Origin of the sequence: Hyphomonas sp. (genome assembly GCF_041689225.1) — a bacterium.
Classification (GTDB): Bacteria; Pseudomonadota; Alphaproteobacteria; order Caulobacterales; family Hyphomonadaceae; genus Hyphomonas.
In genome coordinates, this window is record NZ_JBDNGN010000125.1 from 18891 (window position 1) to 38131 (window position 19241).

Here is a 19241-nt window from a genome sequence, read left to right on the forward strand (position 1 = left end):
ATAAGGGTTGAATAGGGCATCCCTGAGCACAGGGAAGTGTCTTCAGGAAAATAAGAGGGGTCCCAATGAGGCTACTCGATTACCTGTTCGCTCTACTGGCGCTCGCCGGTCTTGTCGCCGCGAGTTGGTGGGGCGTTTACCAGTCACCGCAGAATGCTGCAAACCTGCAGTTTCGTCTTCAGCAGGAAACCTCGTCCGCGCTCAAGGCTGCGGGCATGGACTGGGCCGTCGTCAACATGGATGGCCAGCACGCCGTGCTCTCCGGAAAGGCCCCGTCACCCGATGCCGTTCGCGACGCTGCGCTGATCGTTCTCAGCGCTGACGGCCCCGGTGGCCTGATCTTCGGCGGCGTGACCCAGGTCGAGAATGCCGCCGACAGTGCACCGCCCGTGTCGCCCTTTGTCTGGCGCGGGGAAAAGACGCCGGAAGGCGCCTTCGTCCTCTCCGGCCACGTCCCCTCCAAGGCCATTCGCAAGGCATTGCTTGGCGAGGCGACGCTGCTTTCGGGCGGCGCGAATGTCGAAGACCGAATGCAACTCGCAACCGGCGCACCGGCTGGCAACTGGCAGGGCATGGCGCGTCTCGGCCTCCAGCAACTGGCGCGGCTCAGCTCGGGCGAGGTCAGCCTGCATGACAGGCGGCTGCGCGTGAATGGCGTGTCTGTTGATCCGGAGGTGCGCGCCAAGGTGCAGGCCGAGATCAGCAATGTCGCAGCCCCGTTCAAGGGCGAGCCGATGATCCGTGGCGCGTCGCTCTGGCTGGCGCGCGTGTCGGAATCGGGCCTCGTGCTGAAGGGCAACGTGTCGAGTGAATCCGAGCGCCGCGAAATCCTGACGCTCGCGCGCAAACATTTCAAAGGCGATATTACCGACGAGATGGTGATTGCCGACCAGTCCTTCCCCGGATGGATGGACGGAGTCCGGCGGGGACTGCAGCAATTTGTCAGGTTCCAGAATGGCGAGATGGATTTCGACCCGGAAGGGTCGGGCTTCTATATTGCGGGACAGTCCAGCCCCAGCGCGCTCGCATACCTGCGCGAAGACCTGGCGGGCCTCTCAGGCGCCTATTCGGCAAACCTGCTCGTTGACACTTACTTGCCCGCACCGTCTGCCGCCGGCCCTGCGCCGTTCGCGCGCGACGCCTGCCAAGGCCTCGTGTCCACCCTGCTCGATGCCAGCCCGATCACCTTCGCTGCCGGCGCTGCAGCCCCCGGTCGTGACAGTGGCGATGCGCTCGACCGGCTGGCTGCTGGCGCTCATGTCTGCGAGCTGTCCCTGGATTTCACCATTGTCGGCGACGGCGATGCCATGAACGCCGCGCGGGCCGACGTGGAACTGGGCAAGGCCCGCGCCACCTTCATGGCTGATTTTCTCACCGCAGCCGGCATCGATGCCGGCCGATTGTCTGCGATTGGCTATGGCCCCGGCATCGCGGAGCAGGCTATTGATTCTGCTGACGCCGGGGCAGACATTCGGCAGATTGAAATCACTGTTCTAGAACGGAGCGAATAATGTCCTGGCTACTCACGCACATGTGGATGGCGCTTGCCGCTGTTGGACTGCTCGCGCTCCTCCTTGGATGGTCTGTTCGCGGCATCCTGCTGGTTGGCAAGCTGCGCACGGCGCGCGTCGACCGCGATGTCGCCCGGACGGAACTGGAACAGGCGCAGGCCGAAATCGAGGGCCTGTACGCCGCGCAGCGCAATACGGCCCCCGGCGCGAGCGACCCGGCTCTGAAGGCAGAACTCAATGTGCGCGAAAAGCGGATGGCGGAGCTCTCGTCTGAACTGTCGCGGTCAAAAGCCGAACTGGAATCGCTGAAGACAAGCGCTGGCCGTGGATCGGCCACTGCGCTGGCGGCTGCCTCGGCCAGGCCTGCAACGATTGCGGCTGACGAAGAGCCAAGCCTGGTTTGGCGCAACCGTCATCTCGAAAGCCGCGTGCGGCACCTGGAGTCGGCGCTGCACCAGCCGGCCGTTGCAGCAGCTGCCACAGTCGCGGGCGCGGCAACGGTCGCCGGTATGGCGCCCGAATCGGATGCAACGCAGGCCGACAAGCTGAAATGGCAGGCTGACTTCCTGAAGCAGCGCGTCGAGGCGCTCGAGGCCGAACTTGCCGCCCAGCCCGCCGCTGATGCCAGCCCGGCCCAATCCGCTGCCGGAGCCGACGCCAATGAAGAACTTGCGCGGCTGCGCTGGCGCAATCGCTTTCTCGAGGGGCGGATCGCATATTTTGAAGGGGATTCTGCGTCTGCGGCAGATGACGCTCCGGAGGATGCGGACGAGTCCTCGTTGGATGACGGCGCCGAACGGGTCTCGGCCACCGATGCCATCCTGACCGAACTGGAACAGGCGGATGCGGCAGCCGATGCCGGCGAGACCGACCTGGCTGACGAATTCGAAGACGAGGCTGAACCGGATGACGAGGATGAAGCCGAGGCGGACGACGAGGACGAGGTCGGCGAAGATGAGGACGGGGTGGAGGAAGATGAAGACGCGCTAGAGTTGGACGACGAGTCAGACGAGGACGCATATTCGGATGATGAGTCGGATGAAGACGACGAGTCCGAAGACGATGAATCGGATGATGATGATTCAGACGACGACGAGTCCGATGATGATGCTGAAGAAGACGACGAAGACGACGAAGCCGATGATGAAGACGTCGATGACGACGATGATGACGATGATGACGCTGATGACGCTGAAGAAGACGATGATGACGATTCCGAAGAGGGCGACATCGACGAAGACGCCGTCGACGAAGATGACGTCGACGAGGAAGACCTGGATTCGGACGATGAAGATGACGCCGGGGAGTCGGACGAGGCCGAGGATGAGATCGAGGCGGAACGGCCCATCGCGCTTGAAAAGCCGGTCGCCGATGCGCCTGATGACCTGACCATCATTGGCGGTATCGGCCCCAAGATACAGGAAGTGCTGAACGAACTCGGCGTCTTCCACTATGACCAGATCGCGGCTTGGAGCCCGGAAAACATTGCCTGGGTCGATCACCACCTGAATTTCTCGGGTCGGATTTCCCGCGAAGGCTGGGTTGAACAGGCCGCAATCCTGTCCGGAGACGTCGCGGACGAGTAGGGGCCGGACCTTTATTCATTACAGGTTCAGTCTTGATCGCCCAGTTTGGGCGCTGTGAGGGGGCCTTCCAGATTGCAATTTGGCGGCCGATGGGTACCCTCTGCGCCCGACCGCAACGGAGATTGAGATGACTGAACGGATCGAATTTGACAGCAAGATTCTCGAAGACGCCCCGCGGATAAACCTGTCCCGGCGCGGCATTATCAGCGGCCTGGCCGCGGGGACGGTGTTTCCGCTCATTTCGAGCTGCACGACCAATCCTGCAACCGGACGCAGCCAGTTCCTGCTGGTAGGCGACGACGCGATTGCGACGATGGCGGCGGCCGCATGGACCGACATGAAGGCTGAGACACCGCAAACATCCAATACAGCGCTCAAGAACCGCGTTCTGAATGTCTGGAACCGGACGGCAGCGGGCGCCGGCAAGCAGAATGAGCAATGGGATGTGGCCGTGTTCGACACCGACGACGTCAATGCCTTCGTGATGCCTGGCAACCGCGTGGGCGTTTACAGGGGTATCACCGAACTCACAGAGAATGACGACCAGCTGTCCTCGGTATTGGGCCATGAGACCGGCCATGTCATCGCGCGCCACGCGGCAGAGCGCTACTCGATCCAGACCGCAGCGCAGGTCGGATTGATGGCGGGCCAGATCGCCGTCGGCCAATCCGAGACCCTCGGCAAGTATGGCGCGGCGATCGGCGCCCTTGGCGGCGCAGCTGTCCAGTATGGCGTGATCCTGCCCTACAGCCGCTCCAACGAGCTGGAAGCGGACAAGCTTGGCGTCGATTACATGCACAATGCCGGCTATGACGTGACCCAGTCGGTGCGCCTGTGGGAATTGATGGATGCAAACTCGACCGGTTCGCGGCCGCCGGAATTCATGTCGACCCACCCGGACCCGGCCAACCGCGCAACGGCCCTGCGCCAGTATATCAATGCGCGCGGTTATGCCTTGATGTAGCCGTCCGATTGATGGCGACCAAAAAAGCCCGGATGGCTCGCGCCGTCCGGGCTTTTGCATCCGGGCCGCTTGACCGCCGGGGATGATTGGGCCATACGCGCGCTTCTGCGGAAGGCCAGCCAGCCGAACCGCGGAACCTCGATACCCAATCGGGACGGATCGAAAGACCACCGTCCCCTCGTAACAATTGTGAGGACACAATGGCTAAGAAACTGCTGGGGCAGATCAAGCTCCAGATTCCCGCAGGCAAGGCAAACCCTTCCCCGCCCGTCGGCCCAGCGCTCGGTCAGCGCGGCATCAACATCATGGAATTCTGCAAGGCGTTCAACGCCAAGACGCAAGGCCTTGAAGAAGGCCTGCCGATTCCTGTCGTGATCCAGTATTATCAGGACAAATCATTCACCTTCGTCACGAAGACGCCGCCCGCGTCGGTGCTTCTGAAGAAGGCTGCCGGCCTGAAGCTCGGCAAGAAGCCCGCTTCCGGCTCGAAGAAGCCCGGCTATGACACGGTCGGCTCTGTCTCCATGAAGCAGGTTCGCGAAATCGCGGAAATGAAGATGGAAGACCTCAACGCGAACGACCTCGACGCAGCGTCCAAGATCATTGCCGGTTCTGCCCGTGCAATGGGCCTGACAGTGGTGGAGTAAGAACAATGACGAAACCAGGAAAACGCGCTCGCGCAATCGCTGAATCAGTTGATCGCGAAAAGGCCTACACTGTCAGCGAGGCTGTCTCGCTCGTGAAGGCCAACGCCAAGACGAAGTTCGATGAAACCATCGATATCGCCGTAAACCTCGGTGTTGACCCAAAATATGCCGACCAGATGGTCCGCGGCGTGGTCAACCTCCCGTCGGGCACAGGCAAGGACGTTCGCGTCGCCGTGTTCGCCAAGGACGCCAAGGCAGACGAAGCTCGGGCTGCAGGCGCTGATTTTGTCGGCGCAGAAGACCTGATGGAGAAAATCCAGGGTGGCTTCATGGACTTCGACCGCGTTATCGCGTCGCCGGACATGATGGCTGTCGTCGGTCGCCTCGGCAAGGTTCTCGGCCCGCGCGGCCTGATGCCAAACCCGAAAGTCGGCACCGTGACGCCGAATGTCGCGCAGGCCGTCAAGGATGCGAAAAGCGGTTCTGTCGAGTTCCGTGTCGAAAAGGCCGGTATCATCCATGCCGGTATCGGCAAGGCCAGCTTCAGCCAGGACGACATCGAGAAGAACGTGAACGCGTTCCTCGGCGCGCTCGTCAAGGCCCGCCCGACCGGTGCAAAAGGCACGTTCGTTCGCAAGATCTCCCTGTCTTCCACGATGGGCGCGGGTGTTTTGATCGATACGTCCGAGGCCAAATCGGCCTGATCCTCAGCGGATCATCGCAAGTATACAAAAAGCCCGGCCATTTATTGGGGTCGGGCTTTTTCTTGCAGGTGCACATTTTCTCACTCAAAGGGGTTGCAGGCCTTTGGATAAAGCGTTAACAGACCTCTCTTGACGGGAGATCACCGATGTGTATCGGCGGCCTCCCGTTTTCCTGTCCTAGACCATAGGTCAAACCTTCGGGCGAGATAAAGGCATTTTGGCCACCTATGCAGACGGGGTGAGGCGTTGAAACGGTTCGGGTGTTTGGGGTATTTTCCTCGGGCAGCTATTCCGGGCAGGCCAATCCCTGGGCAGGCGCTGGAAGCTCTTTTTCGGGCGGAAGGCGATTACCAGGGCGGCCGGATGGTCCGGGCGCCTCTACTGGAGACCCGCTATGGATAAAGCTGGAAAATCTGTGGCTCTGGAGGCCCTGAAAGGGGTTTTTGCAGAGTCCGGTGCTGTCATCGTGACGCACTATTCCGGAATGACCGTTGCGGAAATGACAAAGCTGCGCGGCGCCCTTCGTAAGGACGGCGGTCAGCTTAAGGTGGTCAAGAACCGTCTGGCGAAAATTGCGCTAGGCGGACAAGGTGGCGACGATGCCCAGGCCCTGTTCCAGGGTCCTGTGGCAATTGCCTACTCACCTGATCCGGTGTCGGCTGCGAAAGCAGCGGATGAATTCGCGAAAGACAATGCGAAATTCATCATCATCGGTGGCGTGATGGGTGACGTGGTCCTGGATGCCGATGGCGTTCAGGCTCTCGCGAAACTTCCTTCTCTCGATCAGCTCCGTGGCAAACTTGTTGGCCTCCTGCAGGCACCGGCGACGAAAATCGCTGGCGTTATTCAGGCCCCAGCCAGCCAGCTTGCCCGTGTGGTGTCGGCTTACGCGTCGAAAGACGCCGCCTAAGGCACTCGTTTTCGCGACATATTTATACTAACAACCGAACCAAACAGGATATCAAACAATGGCAAATCTCGAAAAGATTGTCGAAGACCTTTCGGCCCTTACCGTTCTTGAGGCTGCTGAGCTCGCTAAGATGCTCGAAGAAAAGTGGGGCGTTTCTGCCGCTGCACCCGTGGCTGTTGCCGCTGCTGCCGGTGCCGCTCCGGCTGCCGCTGTTGAAGAGCAAACCGAATTCGACGTCATTCTCGTGTCGGCTGGTGACAAGAAAATCAACGTCATCAAAGCCGTTCGCGATGTCGTTCCGGCTCTCGGCCTGAAAGAAGCAAAAGACCTGGTCGAAGCTGCTCCTAAGGCAATCAAAGAAGCCGTCTCCAAGGCAGAAGCCGAAGAGATCAAAAAGAAATTCGAAGCAGCCGGCGCAACCGTCGAGCTCAAGTAAGCATCTGCTTCTTCAAATTCGGAAAGCGTTCGCGCGAGGCGCTGTCCTATCTAAGAAATGCGCGGCGGTCTCTTCTGGGGCCGCCGCGAACTCGCGTTCTAGTGATAAGGTCTGTGGCCATGTGGCCCGGACGGACAAAATTGGGATCCTGGGATGGCACTCTCCTTCACGGAAAAGAAACGTATCCGCAAGTCCTTCGGGCGCATTCCCGAAGCCATTGAAATGCCGAACCTGATTGAGGTTCAGCGCGATTCTTACGAGAGCTTCCTTCAGATGCACACGCCGCGCGACAAGCGCACGGACGATGGGCTCGGAGGTGTTTTCAAATCGGTGTTCCCGATTTCAGATTTTTCCGAGCGCGCGACGCTCGAGTATGTCAACTACGAGTTCGAAACGCCGAAGTTTGACGTTGAAGAGTGCATGCAGCGCGACCTGACCTATCAGGCGCCGCTCAAGGTCCGTCTGCAGCTGGTCGTTTTCGACATTGACGAGGACACGGGCGCTCGCTCGGTCAAGGAAGTCAAAGAGCAGGAATGCTACCTCGGCGACATCCCGCTGATGACCGACAAGGGTACGTTCGTCGTCAACGGCACGGAGCGCGTGATCGTTTCGCAGATGCACCGTTCGCCCGGCGTGTTCTTCGACCACGACAAGGGCAAGACCCACACGTCCGGCAAGCTCCTGTTTACGGCCCGTATCATTCCTTATCGCGGCTCGTGGCTCGACTTCGAGTTTGATGCGAAAGACGTCCTGAACATCCGTATCGACCGCAAGCGCAAGCTGCCGGCGACGACCATGCTCTATGCGCTCGGCTATGACACCGAGCAGATCCTGGACCTGTTCTACACCCACTCCATCTATCGCCTGGACAAGAAGGGCTGGATCACGGGTTTCCGTTCGGAGGCCTGGAAGGGTCTCAAGCCCGAGTTCGACCTGATCGACGCGAAGTCGAAGAAATCAGTCGCCGAAGCCGGCAAGAAGATCACCGCGCTGAAAGCCAAGCGTATTGCCGAAGCCGGGACGGACGAGATCCTTGTCCCGTCCGAGGCCCTGGTTGGCAAATTCCTGGCGCGTGACGTCGTCAACATGGAAACCGGCGAAATCTTCGGTGAAGCTGGCGACATGCTCGAAGAGGAAGTCATCGCCGAGATGCGCGAATACGGCATCAAGACGATCGAAGTCCTCGATATCGACGCGTCCGGCCGCGGCCCCTGGCTGCGCAACACGCTGAAGGCCGACAAGAACGAAACGCGCTTCGAAGCGCTGTCCGACATCTACCGCGTGATGCGTCCCGGCGAGCCGCCGACGCAGGATGCGGCCGATGCCCTGTTCGGCCAGCTGTTCTTCGATCCGGAGCGCTATGACCTTTCGGCGGTTGGCCGGGTCAAGATGAACATGCGCCTCAGCGTCGCCGTCAAAGGCTACGAAGCGGCAGAAGACAGCATGCGCGTCCTGCGCAATGATGACATCCTCGGCGTCATGAAGGTCATTCTCGACCTGAAGGACGGCAAGGGCGAGATCGACGATATCGACAATCTCGGCAACCGCCGGGTGCGTTCGGTCGGCGAGCTGATGGAAAACAACTATCGCATCGGTCTCGTGCGCATGGAGCGCGCGATCAAGGAGCGGATGGGCTCGGTCGATATCGACACAGTCATGCCGCATGACCTGATCAACGCGAAACCCGTTGTGGCCGCTGTGCGTGAATTCTTCGGCTCGTCCCAGCTGTCGCAGTTCATGGACCAAACGAACCCGCTGTCGGAAATCACCCACAAGCGGCGCCTTTCGGCGCTTGGCCCTGGTGGTCTCACGCGTGAGCGCGCCGGCTTTGAAGTCCGCGACGTCCACCCGACCCACTATGGTCGTATCTGCCCGATCGAGACGCCGGAAGGCCCGAACATCGGCCTGATCAACTCACTGGCCACGCATGCGCGGATCAACAAGTATGGTTTCATCGAAAGCCCTTACCGCAAGGTCGTGAACGGCAAGCAGACTGACGAGGTCGTCTACCTCTCAGCCATGGAAGAATCGATCTATTCGATCGCGCAGGCCAATGCCTCGGTCAACGACAAGGGCGAACTCCAGAACGAGTTCGTCAACGCGCGGGTCGCCGGCGAAGCCACCATGGTGTCGAAGGACGACATCCAGTTCATGGACGTCTCGCCCAAGCAGGTTGTGTCTGTTGCTGCCTCGCTCATTCCGTTCCTTGAAAACGATGACGCCAACCGCGCCCTCATGGGTTCGAACATGCAGCGTCAGGCCGTTCCGCTGGTCCAGTCCGAAGCGCCATTCGTCGGCACAGGCATGGAATCCATCGTGGCCCGCGACAGCCGCGCAGCGATCATTGCCCGCCGGGCGGGCGTGGTCGAGCAGGTTGACGCACTCCGCATCGTGGTTCGGGCAACCGAAGATCTCGAGGGCTCGAAATCGGGCGTCGACATCTATCGTCTGGCCAAGTTCCGCCGGTCGAATCAGAACAGCTGTATCAACCAGCGCCCGATCGTTAAAGTGGGCGACGTGGTGACGAAGAGCGACATCATCGCGGACGGTCCATCGACCGACCTCGGCGAGCTGGCTCTTGGCCGGAATGTGCTCGTCGCGTTCATGCCCTGGAACGGCTACAACTTCGAAGACTCGATCCTGATCTCCGAACGCATCGTGAAGGATGACGTGTTCACGTCGATCCACATCGAAGAGTTCGAAATCGCGGCCCGTGACACGAAGCTCGGACCGGAAGAGATCACGCGCGACATTCCGAACGTCGGCGAGGAAGCCCTGCGTAACCTCGACGAAGCGGGTATCGTGGCTGTTGGTGCTGAAGTGAAAGCTGGCGACATTCTCGTCGGCAAGGTCACGCCGAAGGGCGAAAGCCCGATGACGCCGGAAGAGAAACTCCTCCGCGCCATCTTCGGCGAGAAGGCTTCCGATGTTCGCGATACGTCGCTTCGCGTGCCTCCTGGCGACGCCGGTACGGTTGTGGATGTCCGCATCTTCAATCGCCACGGTATCGACAAGGACCAGCGTGCGCTTCAGATCGAACGCGAGCAGATCGAGCAGCTCCAGGAAGACAAGGAAGACGAACAGTCCATCCTCGAGCGCAACACATATGCCCGTCTGGCTGACCTGCTGACCGGCAAGGAAGCCGTTGCGGGACCGAAAAACTTCAAGCCGGGCCGGATTGCGGCTGCTGCGCTTGAAGAGCTGAGCGAAAGCCAGTGGTGGGACGTCGCCCTGAAATCCGAGAAGGCCCAGGCCGAGCTTGATGCCCTGCGCGTCCAGTTCGACGGCTCGATCCATGAGCTTGAAGCCCGCTTCAACGACAAGGTCGACAAGGTCCAGCGCGGCGACGACCTGCCTCCGGGCGTTATGAAGGTCGTCAAGGTCTTCCTGGCCGTGAAGCGCAAGCTTCAGCCGGGTGACAAGATGGCTGGCCGTCACGGCAACAAGGGTGTGATCTCCAAGATCAACCCAAGCGAAGACATGCCTTTCCTTGAGGACGGCACACCCGTCGATATCGTTCTGAACCCGCTGGGCGTGCCTTCGCGCATGAACGTCGGTCAGATTCTCGAGACCCATACGGGTTGGGCATGCCGCGGTCTTGGCCGCATCATCGATCAGGCCCTGGAAGAATTCCACCAGAAGCATGACATGAAGGCCTTGCGTAACGCCCTGGTCACTGCCTATGGCAAGGAACAGGAGCTGCCTGAAACCGACGACGAGATCGTCGAACTGGCCGGAAACCTGCGTAACGGTGTGCCGATTGCGACACCGGTCTTCGATGGTGCCCGTGAGGACGACATCAACGACCTGCTGACTCGTGCCGGTCTCGACACGTCTGGCCAGGTGAAGATGTTCGATGGACGGACGGGTATCCAGTTCGCCCGGCCGGTCACGGTCGGCTACAAGTACCTGCTCAAGCTTCACCACCTTGTGGACGAGAAAATCCACGCGCGTTCAACCGGACCCTACTCGCTCGTTACCCAGCAGCCGCTGGGCGGCAAGGCGCAGTTCGGCGGCCAGCGCTTCGGTGAGATGGAAGTGTGGGCACTCGAAGCTTACGGCGCTGCGTACACGCTGCAGGAAATGTTGACGGTCAAGTCGGATGATACGGCGGGCCGTGCGAAGATTTACGAGTCGATCGTTCGTGGCGATGATTCGTTCGAAGCAGGCATCCCTGAAAGCTTCAACGTCCTGATCAAGGAAATGCGCTCGCTCGGTCTCAATGTGGAGCTGATCGAGGAAGACAACGGCCAAAACGAGGACGAAGAGTCCACGGTGCCTGCCGAGTAGAGAGTACGCGAAATACGGGGCGCCCCGCGAGACGAGAATCGTTTTTGCGGGGCGTCACGCTCGACACAAAATTTCATGAGGGCAGGGGCCCCATTGCCCCGATAACATCGCCCACCCAAGGAGCAGACACCCATGCGCCAGGACGTCGCCAGCATTTTCAACCCGAATACACCCGCCCCGACTTTCGAGGCGATCCGCATTTCGATCGCGAGCCCGGAAAAGATCCGCTCGTGGTCATCGGGCGAGATCAAGAAGCCCGAGACCATCAATTACCGGACGTTCAAGCCTGAGCGCGACGGCCTGTTCTGCGCACGCATCTTCGGTCCCGTGAAAGACTACGAGTGCCTTTGCGGTAAGTACAAGCGCATCAAGTATCGCGGCATCGTCTGCGAGAAGTGCGGTGTTGAAGTGACGCTGGCGCGTGTCCGGCGCGAGCGCATGGGCCATATCGACCTTGCTGCGCCTGTCGCGCACATCTGGTTCCTCAAGTCGCTGCCGTCCCGGATCTCGACCCTGGTCGACATGGCGCTGAAAGACGTGGAGCGCGTGCTCTACTTCGAAAGCTATGTCGTCATCGAACCCGGTCTTACCGAACTGGAGCCCAAGCAGCTCCTAACGGAAGAAGAATACATGGATGCCCAGGACAGCCTCGGTGAAGACGCGTTCACGGCCATGATCGGCGCCGAGGCGATCCGCGAGATCCTGCGCAATCTGGATCTCCCGACGCTCGCCGAAACGCTGCGCGACGACCTGCGCGATTCGACGTCGGAACTGAAAACCAAGAAGGCGTCCAAGCGCCTCAAGGTTGTCGAATCCTTCCTGACTTCGCGCGCCAAGCCCGAATGGATGATCTTGACAGTCGTGCCGGTCATTCCACCGGACCTTCGTCCGCTGGTACCGCTTGATGGTGGCCGTTTCGCGACGTCCGACCTCAATGACCTCTATCGCCGCGTGATCAACCGGAATAACCGCCTGAAGCGCCTGATGGAGCTTCGCGCGCCGGACATCATCATTCGCAACGAAAAGCGGATGCTGCAGGAATCGGTTGATGCCCTGTTCGACAACGGCCGTCGTGGCCGCACGATCACCGGCACCAACAAGCGCCCGCTTAAGTCCATCTCCGACATGCTGAAGGGCAAGCAGGGTCGTTTCCGCCAGAACCTTCTCGGCAAACGCGTCGACTATTCCGGCCGTTCTGTCATCGTGGTGGGCCCGAACCTGAAACTGCACGAGTGCGGCCTTCCCAAGAAGATGGCGCTCGAACTGTTCAAGCCGTTCATCTATGCGCGTCTCGACGCGAAAGGCCTCGCCGGCACGGTGAAAGCCGCCAAGAAACTGGTCGAGAAAGAAAAGCCGGAAGTGTGGGATATCCTCGATGAGGTTATCCGCGAGCACCCGATCATGCTAAACCGTGCGCCGACGCTTCACCGCCTCGGCATCCAGGCGTTTGAACCGAAGCTGATCGAGGGCAAGGCCATCCAGCTTCACCCGCTGGTCTGCGCCGCGTTCAACGCCGACTTCGACGGTGACCAGATGGCCGTTCACGTTCCGCTGAGCCTTGAGGCCCAGCTGGAATGCCGCGTGCTGATGATGTCGACCAACAACATCCTGTCGCCAGCCAACGGCAAGCCAATCATTGTTCCGTCGCAGGATATCATCCTGGGTCTCTACTACCTGTCGCTCGACCGGGCAGAAGAGGTCGGCAATGGCATGATGTTCACGGACCTCGCCGAAATCGAGCAGGCGCTCGACAACGGCTTCGTGTCGCTACACTCCAAGATCAAGGCCATGTACGAAGGCGTTGATGACGAGGGCAAGCCATGGCGCCGCGTGATCGAAACGACGCCGGGCCGTTTCATGGTTGCGAATATCCTGCCGCGTTTCAAAGGCATCCAGCCTGACATGGTCAACACGACGCTGACCAAGAAGGCGATCGGCAAGATCATCGACGAAGTATACCGCCTGTGCGGTCAGAAGGCGACGGTCATCTTCTGTGACAAGATCATGGAGCTCGGCTTCAAAGAGGCCTGCAAGGCCGGCATCTCGTTCGGCAAGGACGACATGGTTATTCCGCCAGCCAAGAAGCGGCTGGTCGAAGCAACCAAGGAACTCGTGTCCGAATACGAACGCCAGTACGCCGATGGTCTCATCACGCGTGGTGAGAAATACAACAAGGTCGTCGACGCCTGGTCCACATGTACGGACAAGGTTGCTGACGCCATGATGGATTCGGCTGCCGAAGCCCAGGTCGCCAAGGGCGACCGTAAGGCCCAGGTTAACTCGATCTACATGATGGCCGATTCCGGTGCGCGTGGTTCGAAGAACCAGATGAAGCAGCTGGCCGGTATGCGTGGTCTCATGGCCAAGCCATCGGGTGAGATCATCGAAACGCCGATTATCTCGAACTTCAAGGAAGGCCTCACCGTTCTGGAGTACTTCAACTCCACCCACGGCGCGCGTAAGGGTCTTGCCGATACGGCGCTCAAGACGGCCAACTCCGGCTATCTTACACGCCGCCTCGTCGATGTTGCACAAGACTGCATCATCAATGAAGACGATTGCGGCACCGAAAAGGGTATCGACATCTCGGCCGTCATGGAGGGCGCAGATGTAACTGTTTCGCTCGGTGAGCGTCTGCTCGGCCGCGTTACGGCGGAAGATATCAAGGGCGCCGATGGCGCGCTGGTTGTTCCGGCCAATACCTATATCGACGAAGATCTTGCTGACGTGATCGAGAATTGCGGTGTCGACATCGTGAAAGCGCGTTCGGCTCTGACTTGCGAAGCCCGCAACGGCATCTGTGTCCAGTGTTATGGTCGTGACCTTGCCCGCGGCACCGTGGTCAACCGCGGCGAAGCGGTCGGCGTCATCGCGGCGCAGTCGATCGGTGAACCCGGCACACAGCTGACCATGCGTACGTTCCACATCGGTGGCGCAGCGCAGGTGGCAGACCAGTCGTCGGTCGAATCCAGCTTCGAAGGTACGGTCCGGTTCACGGATGCCGAATACGTTACCCGCAAGGACAAGAACATCGTGGTTGTCGGTCGGCGCATGCAGGTCGAGATCGTCGATGCCGACGGACGTACCCGTCAGTCCTTCCGTCCGGCCTATGGCACGCGCCTGATGGTCAAGGACAAGGCAAAGGTCTCGCCCGGCATCCTGCTGGCAGACTGGGATCCGTTCGCCCAGCCGATCGTTTCGGAAGTCTCCGGTGAAGCGAGACTGATCGACGTGATCGATGCGGTGTCCGTACGTGAGGAAACCGATGAAGCGACGGGTATCTCGTCCCGCGTCGTGATTGACTGGCGTTCGGCCTCGAAAGCGGCTGACATCAAGCCGTCGATCCAGGTCATCGACAAGGACGGCAAGCCCGTGAAACTGCCGAACGGCTCCGATGCTGTTTACCTCCTGTCGGTCGGTGCCATCCTGTCCGTGTCTGACGGCGACAAGATCGAAGCTGGTGATACGCTCGCGCGTGTCACGACAGGTGGAGCCAAGACCCGGGATATTACAGGTGGTCTGCCACGTGTGGCCGAACTGTTCGAAGCACGTCGTCCAAAGGACCACGCCATCATCGCAGAAGTCGATGGCAAGGTGCTCTACGGTCGTGACTACAAGAACAAGCGTCGCGTCTCGATTGTCCCGATCGAGGAAGGCAGCGAGCAGATCGATTATCTCGTGCCGAAGGGCAAGCACCTTGCCGTCCAGGACGGCGACTTCATCAAGCGTGGTGAATACCTCATGGACGGTAACCCGGCGCCGCAGGATATCCTGTCGACACTGGGCGTTGAAGCGCTTGCCAACTACCTCATCGAGGAAGTGCAGAAGGTCTATCGCCTGCAGGGCGTGCCGATCAATGACAAGCATATCGAAGTGATTGTTCGGCAGATGTTGCAGAAGGTCGAGATCGTTGATGGCGGCGACACGGCGTTCATCGTCGGCGAGCATATCGACATCATCGACTTCGATGATGCCAATGAAGTCGTCCGCAAGTCCCGCAAGAAGGACCAGCGCGAAGCGACGGCCAATCCGCTCCTGCTCGGCATCACCAAGGCGTCGCTCCAGACCCGCAGCTTCATCTCGGCTGCGTCGTTCCAGGAAACGACCCGCGTGCTCACCGAGGCTGCCATCCAGGGCAAGATCGATACGCTGGACGGCCTGAAGGAGAACGTCATCGTCGGACGCCTGATCCCGGCCGGTACGGGCGGCGGTATTCGCCAGTTCCGCCGCGTCGCTGCAGAACGCGACACGAAGCTCAAAGCCAAGCGGGCAGCCGCAATGGCCAAGGCTCAGGAAGAGGCTGCGAATCTCGCCATGGCAGCGCTGCCTGCGCCAGTCACCGAGCCTTCGGACGAATAGTCGGGTCTCGACGCGACTTGAAACAGAACAGAAAGCCTGCCAGCCTAGGCAGGCTTTCTTTTTTTCAGGGTGGTCTGGCAATGCAACGGAACGACATGATCGGAGCGGCCTGCGCCATTGTCGCGATTGGCCTGGTGGTCGGGCTTTCCCTCGAAAGCTGGGCGATTGCCGATTGCTGGGATGTCCTGCGCACCGGCGATTTCCAGCGGGCGGGGACCCTGGAACCCGCCATGGCAGAGGCGCTTTCCGCCTTCCGGTCTCAGTTGGAGGCGGGCAGCGCCGGACCCGAAGCCGACGCCTGCATCGCAAGGGTCGGCCTGCCGTTCTAGACAGGTGCCGGATCGCCAAAGATTGCTGCGGCTGAGCGGCACGCGACCCTTGACGCCAGCGCCCGAGAGGCTTACACGCCACAAATCGTCAGAGAGGCGTACGGGTTCAGGCCTGTTCACCGCACCGGCTCAGGAACGAACCGGCCAATCTGGCCCCCAAGTTTTAAGCCGTCCCGGAAGCTGTTTCCAGCCTTCGGGACATCATTTCGTTATCGGCCCATCGGGCCATGAGTTCAGAAGAGACAGAAGGCCCGAATGCCCACAATCCAGCAGCTAATTCGTAACCCGCGTACGCCAAAGCCATCGCGTACCAAGACCCCCGCCCTGAAGGCCTGTCCGCAGCGCCGGGGCGTTTGCACCCGTGTTTACACGACCACCCCGAAAAAGCCGAACTCGGCGCTTCGTAAAGTGGCAAAAGTGCGCCTCACCTCCGGGTTCGAGTCGCTGTGCTACATTCCGGGCGAAGGCCACAACCTTCAGGAGCACTCGGTTGTGCTGATTCGCGGCGGCCGCGTGAAAGACCTTCCCGGTGTGCGTTACCACATCATCCGCGGCGCGTTGGACACCCAGCCCGTCAAGAACCGTAAACAGCGCCGTTCGCATTACGGCGCGAAGAAACCGAAATAAGAGGGCCGCTACATGTCTCGTCGTCACAGTGCAGAGAAGCGTCAGGTCCTCGCGGATCCGAAATTCAAAGACATCATCGTCACCAAGTTCATGAATCAGATCATGCGCGATGGCAAAAAGTCGGTTGCCGAGCGCATCGTCTATGGTGCCTTCGAGCTCGTCGAAACGCGTGCCAAGAAGAACCCGGTCGAAATCTTCCACGCCGCGCTTGAAGCTGTCGCCCCATCCGTCGAAGTGCGTTCGCGCCGCGTCGGTGGCGCAACATACCAGGTGCCGGTTGAAGTGCGTACAGAGCGCCGCCAGGCGCTCGCGATCCGCTGGCTCTCGGCCGCGGCCGCCAGCCGGAACGAAAACACGATGCGTGAGCGTCTTGCGGGTGAATTGATGGACGCGAGCCAAGGCCGCGGTAACGCCGTCAAGAAACGCGAAGATACGCACCGCATGGCCGACGCCAACAAGGCGTTCGCACACTACCGCTGGTAATAAGCACTGGAATTATTTGGCAACTGAGGGTAACGCGCCCGTCAGTTGCCACAATTTCCTCCCGGAAAGCAGACACGAAGGTTTACCCACATGGCCCGCGAATACACGCTGGATCGCTATCGTAACTTTGGCATCATCGCTCACATCGATGCTGGCAAAACCACGACGACAGAGCGCATCCTCTATTACACCGGCAAGTCGCACAAAATCGGCGAAGTGCATGATGGCGCCGCGACCATGGACTGGATGGAGCAGGAGCAGGAGCGTGGCATCACGATCACGTCTGCTGCGACGACCACGTTCTGGGAACGTACGGAAGATGGCTCGACGCCACTCTCCGACAAGTACCGCTTCAACATCATCGATACGCCCGGACACGTCGACTTCACGATCGAAGTCGAGCGCTCCCTGGCTGTTCTCGACGGCGCCGTCTGCGTCCTCGATGCGAACGCCGGTGTCGAGCCGCAGACCGAAACCGTCTGGCGCCAGGCTGACCGTTACAAGGTCCCGCGGGTCGTGTTCGTCAACAAGATGGACAAGATCGGCGCAGACTTCTTTAACTGCGTTCGCATGATCAAGGACCGCACGGGCGCGATCCCGGCGCCGATTCAGTTGCCGATCGGTTCCGAAACCGAGCTGGCCGGTCACGTGGATCTCGTCACGATGCAGGAATGGGTATGGGAAGGCGACGATCTCGGCGCATCCTGGGTGCTCAAGCCTGTGCGTGACAGCCTCAAGGCGCAGGCCGACGAAATGCGTGCGCACCTGATCGAGCTTGCCGTTGAGCAGGACGATGACGCCATGGAAGCCTTCCTTGACGGTATCGAGCCTGACGTCAAAACACTGCGCAAGCTGATCCGCAAAGGTACGCTGGCCATGGCATTCGTGCCGGTGATGTGTGGTTCTGCATTCAAGAACAAGGGCGTCCAGCCGATGCTGAACGCGGTCGTCGACTATCTGCCGAGCCCACTGGATGTGCCATCCTACATTGGCTTCTTGCCTGGCGACGAAGAAGAAGTTCGTAACATTGAACGTCGCGCCTCTGACAGCGACCCATTCTCGGGCCTCGCCTTCAAGATCATGAACGACCCGTACATGGGTACGCTGACTTTCACGCGCATCTATTCCGGTACGCTGTCGAAAGGCGATGCCTTCCTGAATGCAACCAAGGGCAAGCGCGAACGCGTCGGCCGGATGGTCATGATGCACTCCAACAAGCAGGACGAGATCACGGAAGCCTTTGCTGGCGACATCGTTGCGCTCGCCGGCCTCAAGGAAACCACGACCGGCGATACGGTCTGTGACGTGAACAAGCCTGTCGTCCTCGAAACCATGAGCTTCCCCGATCCCGTGATCGAGATCGCTGTCGAGCCGAAGTCCAAGGCTGACCAGGAAAAAATGTCGGTCGGCCTGCAGCGCCTTGCTGCGGAAGACCCGTCTTTCCGCGTCGAAACAGATTTCGAATCCGGCCAGACGATCATGAAGGGCATGGGCGAGCTTCACCTCGACATCCTGATTGACCGCCTGAGGCGCGAGTTCAAGGTCGAAGCCAATATCGGTCAGCCGATGGTGGCCTATCGCGAGAAAATCGGCCGCGCGACCGAGATCGACTACACGCACAAGAAGCAATCCGGTGGTACTGGCCAGTTCGCCCGCATCAAGCTGCAGTTCGAGCCACTCGAAGCCGGTTCCGGCTTTGTGTTCGAGAACACGGTCGTTGGTGGCGCGGTTCCGAAGGAATACATCCCCGGCGTCGAGAAGGGCCTGAACATGGCCAAGGAAAACGGCCTCCTGGCTGGTTATCCTGTGACCGACTTCAAGGCCATCCTGATTGACGGTGCCTACCACGATGTTGACTCCTCGGTCCTCGCTTTCGAAATCGCCGCGCGTGGCGCATTCCGCGAGCTCAAGGGCAAGGGCGACCCGCGCCTGATGGAACCGATCATGAAAGTGGAAGTCGTGACACCCGAAGACTATATGGGTGATGTGATCGGCGACCTTAACTCCCGTCGTGGCCAGATCCAGGGTTCTGAACCCCGCGGCAACGCGGTGGCGATCAAAGCCTTCGTCCCGCTGGTCAACATGTTCGGTTACGTTTCGAACCTTCGCGGCATGTCGCAAGGGCGCGCCCAGTTCACGATGATCTTCGATCACTATGACGAAGTGCCAAAAGCTGAAGCGCAGAAAATCATCCAGGAAGTCGCAGGTTCCTGATCCATCCCGACCGGCGATCCGGTCTTTTGAAGTTAGAATGAAGGAGAGGCCCGATGGGCAAGGCAAAGTTTGAACGCAACAAGCCGCACGTGAACATCGGCACGATTGGACACGTTGACCATGGCAAGACGACGCTGACGGCGGCCATTTCGATGGTCCTGGCCGAGGCGTCTGGCGGCGA

At 60.1% G+C, this 19241-nt stretch carries 14 protein-coding genes; all 14 read left to right on the forward strand.

Features of this window, described 5'->3' with window-relative positions; genetic code table 11:
• The first annotated feature begins 65 nt into the window (after positions 1-65).
• Positions 66-1511: a hypothetical protein gene (locus tag ACESNB_RS12510; protein WP_373007787.1), complete on the forward strand. Its 1446-nt coding sequence runs from the start codon at positions 66-68 to the stop codon at positions 1509-1511.
• Entirely contained in the window at positions 1511-3097 is a 1587-nt protein-coding gene (locus ACESNB_RS12515; protein WP_373007789.1) for a hypothetical protein, read from the forward strand. Before ACESNB_RS12510 ends, ACESNB_RS12515 begins: the two co-directional genes overlap by 1 nt.
• A gap of 127 nt (positions 3098-3224) precedes the next feature.
• Positions 3225-4061 carry a M48 family metallopeptidase gene (locus ACESNB_RS12520; RefSeq protein ID WP_373007791.1) on the forward strand — a complete coding sequence of 279 codons (837 nt, stop codon included), beginning with the start codon at positions 3225-3227 and terminating at the stop codon, positions 4059-4061.
• Positions 4062-4261: 200 nt separating this feature from the next.
• Positions 4262-4708 (forward strand): 50S ribosomal protein L11, encoded by a 447-nt coding sequence (rplK, locus tag ACESNB_RS12525; protein WP_373007793.1) that lies wholly within the window; start codon positions 4262-4264, stop codon positions 4706-4708.
• Between the two features lie 5 nt (positions 4709-4713).
• Entirely contained in the window at positions 4714-5412 is a 699-nt protein-coding gene (rplA, locus tag ACESNB_RS12530) for a 50S ribosomal protein L1 (protein ID WP_373007795.1), read from the forward strand.
• A 394-nt stretch (positions 5413-5806) separates the two neighbouring features.
• Positions 5807-6322 carry a 50S ribosomal protein L10 gene (rplJ, locus tag ACESNB_RS12535; RefSeq protein ID WP_373007797.1) on the forward strand — a complete coding sequence of 172 codons (516 nt, stop codon included), beginning with the start codon at positions 5807-5809 and terminating at the stop codon, positions 6320-6322.
• Positions 6323-6380: 58 nt separating this feature from the next.
• Positions 6381-6758, forward strand: a complete 378-nt coding sequence (gene rplL / locus ACESNB_RS12540; RefSeq protein ID WP_373007799.1) for a 50S ribosomal protein L7/L12 — start codon at positions 6381-6383, stop codon at positions 6756-6758.
• A gap of 153 nt (positions 6759-6911) precedes the next feature.
• A complete protein-coding gene (gene rpoB / locus ACESNB_RS12545) occupies positions 6912-11048 on the forward strand; it encodes a DNA-directed RNA polymerase subunit beta (RefSeq protein ID WP_373007801.1) in 4137 nt (1378 codons plus the stop codon).
• Between the two features lie 132 nt (positions 11049-11180).
• Positions 11181-15407: a DNA-directed RNA polymerase subunit beta' gene (gene rpoC / locus ACESNB_RS12550; protein WP_373007803.1), complete on the forward strand. Its 4227-nt coding sequence runs from the start codon at positions 11181-11183 to the stop codon at positions 15405-15407.
• Positions 15408-15487: 80 nt separating this feature from the next.
• Positions 15488-15736 carry a hypothetical protein gene (locus tag ACESNB_RS12555; RefSeq protein ID WP_373007805.1) on the forward strand — a complete coding sequence of 83 codons (249 nt, stop codon included), beginning with the start codon at positions 15488-15490 and terminating at the stop codon, positions 15734-15736.
• A 255-nt stretch (positions 15737-15991) separates the two neighbouring features.
• Positions 15992-16363, forward strand: coding sequence for a 30S ribosomal protein S12 (gene rpsL / locus ACESNB_RS12560; RefSeq protein WP_373007807.1), 372 nt, complete (start codon positions 15992-15994; stop codon positions 16361-16363).
• Between the two features lie 12 nt (positions 16364-16375).
• The gene (gene rpsG / locus ACESNB_RS12565) at positions 16376-16846 is read left to right on the forward strand and encodes a 30S ribosomal protein S7 (protein ID WP_373007809.1); all 471 of its coding nucleotides are present in this window, start codon (positions 16376-16378) and stop codon (positions 16844-16846) included.
• Positions 16847-16936: 90 nt separating this feature from the next.
• Positions 16937-19060 carry an elongation factor G gene (fusA, locus tag ACESNB_RS12570; protein WP_373007811.1) on the forward strand — a complete coding sequence of 708 codons (2124 nt, stop codon included), beginning with the start codon at positions 16937-16939 and terminating at the stop codon, positions 19058-19060.
• A 53-nt stretch (positions 19061-19113) separates the two neighbouring features.
• On the forward strand, positions 19114-19241 hold a 128-nt coding region (locus ACESNB_RS12575; RefSeq protein WP_348211176.1), incomplete at its 3' end, for a GTP-binding protein.

Bases quoted from the DNA above. Each gene is read 5' to 3' on its own strand.
- rplA (WP_373007795.1), top strand. From the start codon at position 4,714: ATGACGAAACCAGGAAAACGCGCTCGCGCAATCGCTGAATCAGTTGAT.
- rplJ (WP_373007797.1), top strand. From the start codon at position 5,807: ATGGATAAAGCTGGAAAATCTGTGGCTCTGGAGGCCCTGAAAGGGGTT.
- ACESNB_RS12510 (WP_373007787.1), top strand. From the start codon at position 66: ATGAGGCTACTCGATTACCTGTTCGCTCTACTGGCGCTCGCCGGTCTT.
- ACESNB_RS12520 (WP_373007791.1), top strand. From the start codon at position 3,225: ATGACTGAACGGATCGAATTTGACAGCAAGATTCTCGAAGACGCCCCG.
- rpoB (WP_373007801.1), top strand. From the start codon at position 6,912: ATGGCACTCTCCTTCACGGAAAAGAAACGTATCCGCAAGTCCTTCGGG.
- rplK (WP_373007793.1), top strand. From the start codon at position 4,262: ATGGCTAAGAAACTGCTGGGGCAGATCAAGCTCCAGATTCCCGCAGGC.
- ACESNB_RS12515 (WP_373007789.1), top strand. From the start codon at position 1,511: ATGTCCTGGCTACTCACGCACATGTGGATGGCGCTTGCCGCTGTTGGA.
- rpoC (WP_373007803.1), top strand. From the start codon at position 11,181: ATGCGCCAGGACGTCGCCAGCATTTTCAACCCGAATACACCCGCCCCG.
- rplL (WP_373007799.1), top strand. From the start codon at position 6,381: ATGGCAAATCTCGAAAAGATTGTCGAAGACCTTTCGGCCCTTACCGTT.
- rpsG (WP_373007809.1), top strand. From the start codon at position 16,376: ATGTCTCGTCGTCACAGTGCAGAGAAGCGTCAGGTCCTCGCGGATCCG.
- ACESNB_RS12555 (WP_373007805.1), top strand. From the start codon at position 15,488: ATGCAACGGAACGACATGATCGGAGCGGCCTGCGCCATTGTCGCGATT.
- rpsL (WP_373007807.1), top strand. From the start codon at position 15,992: ATGCCCACAATCCAGCAGCTAATTCGTAACCCGCGTACGCCAAAGCCA.
- fusA (WP_373007811.1), top strand. From the start codon at position 16,937: ATGGCCCGCGAATACACGCTGGATCGCTATCGTAACTTTGGCATCATC.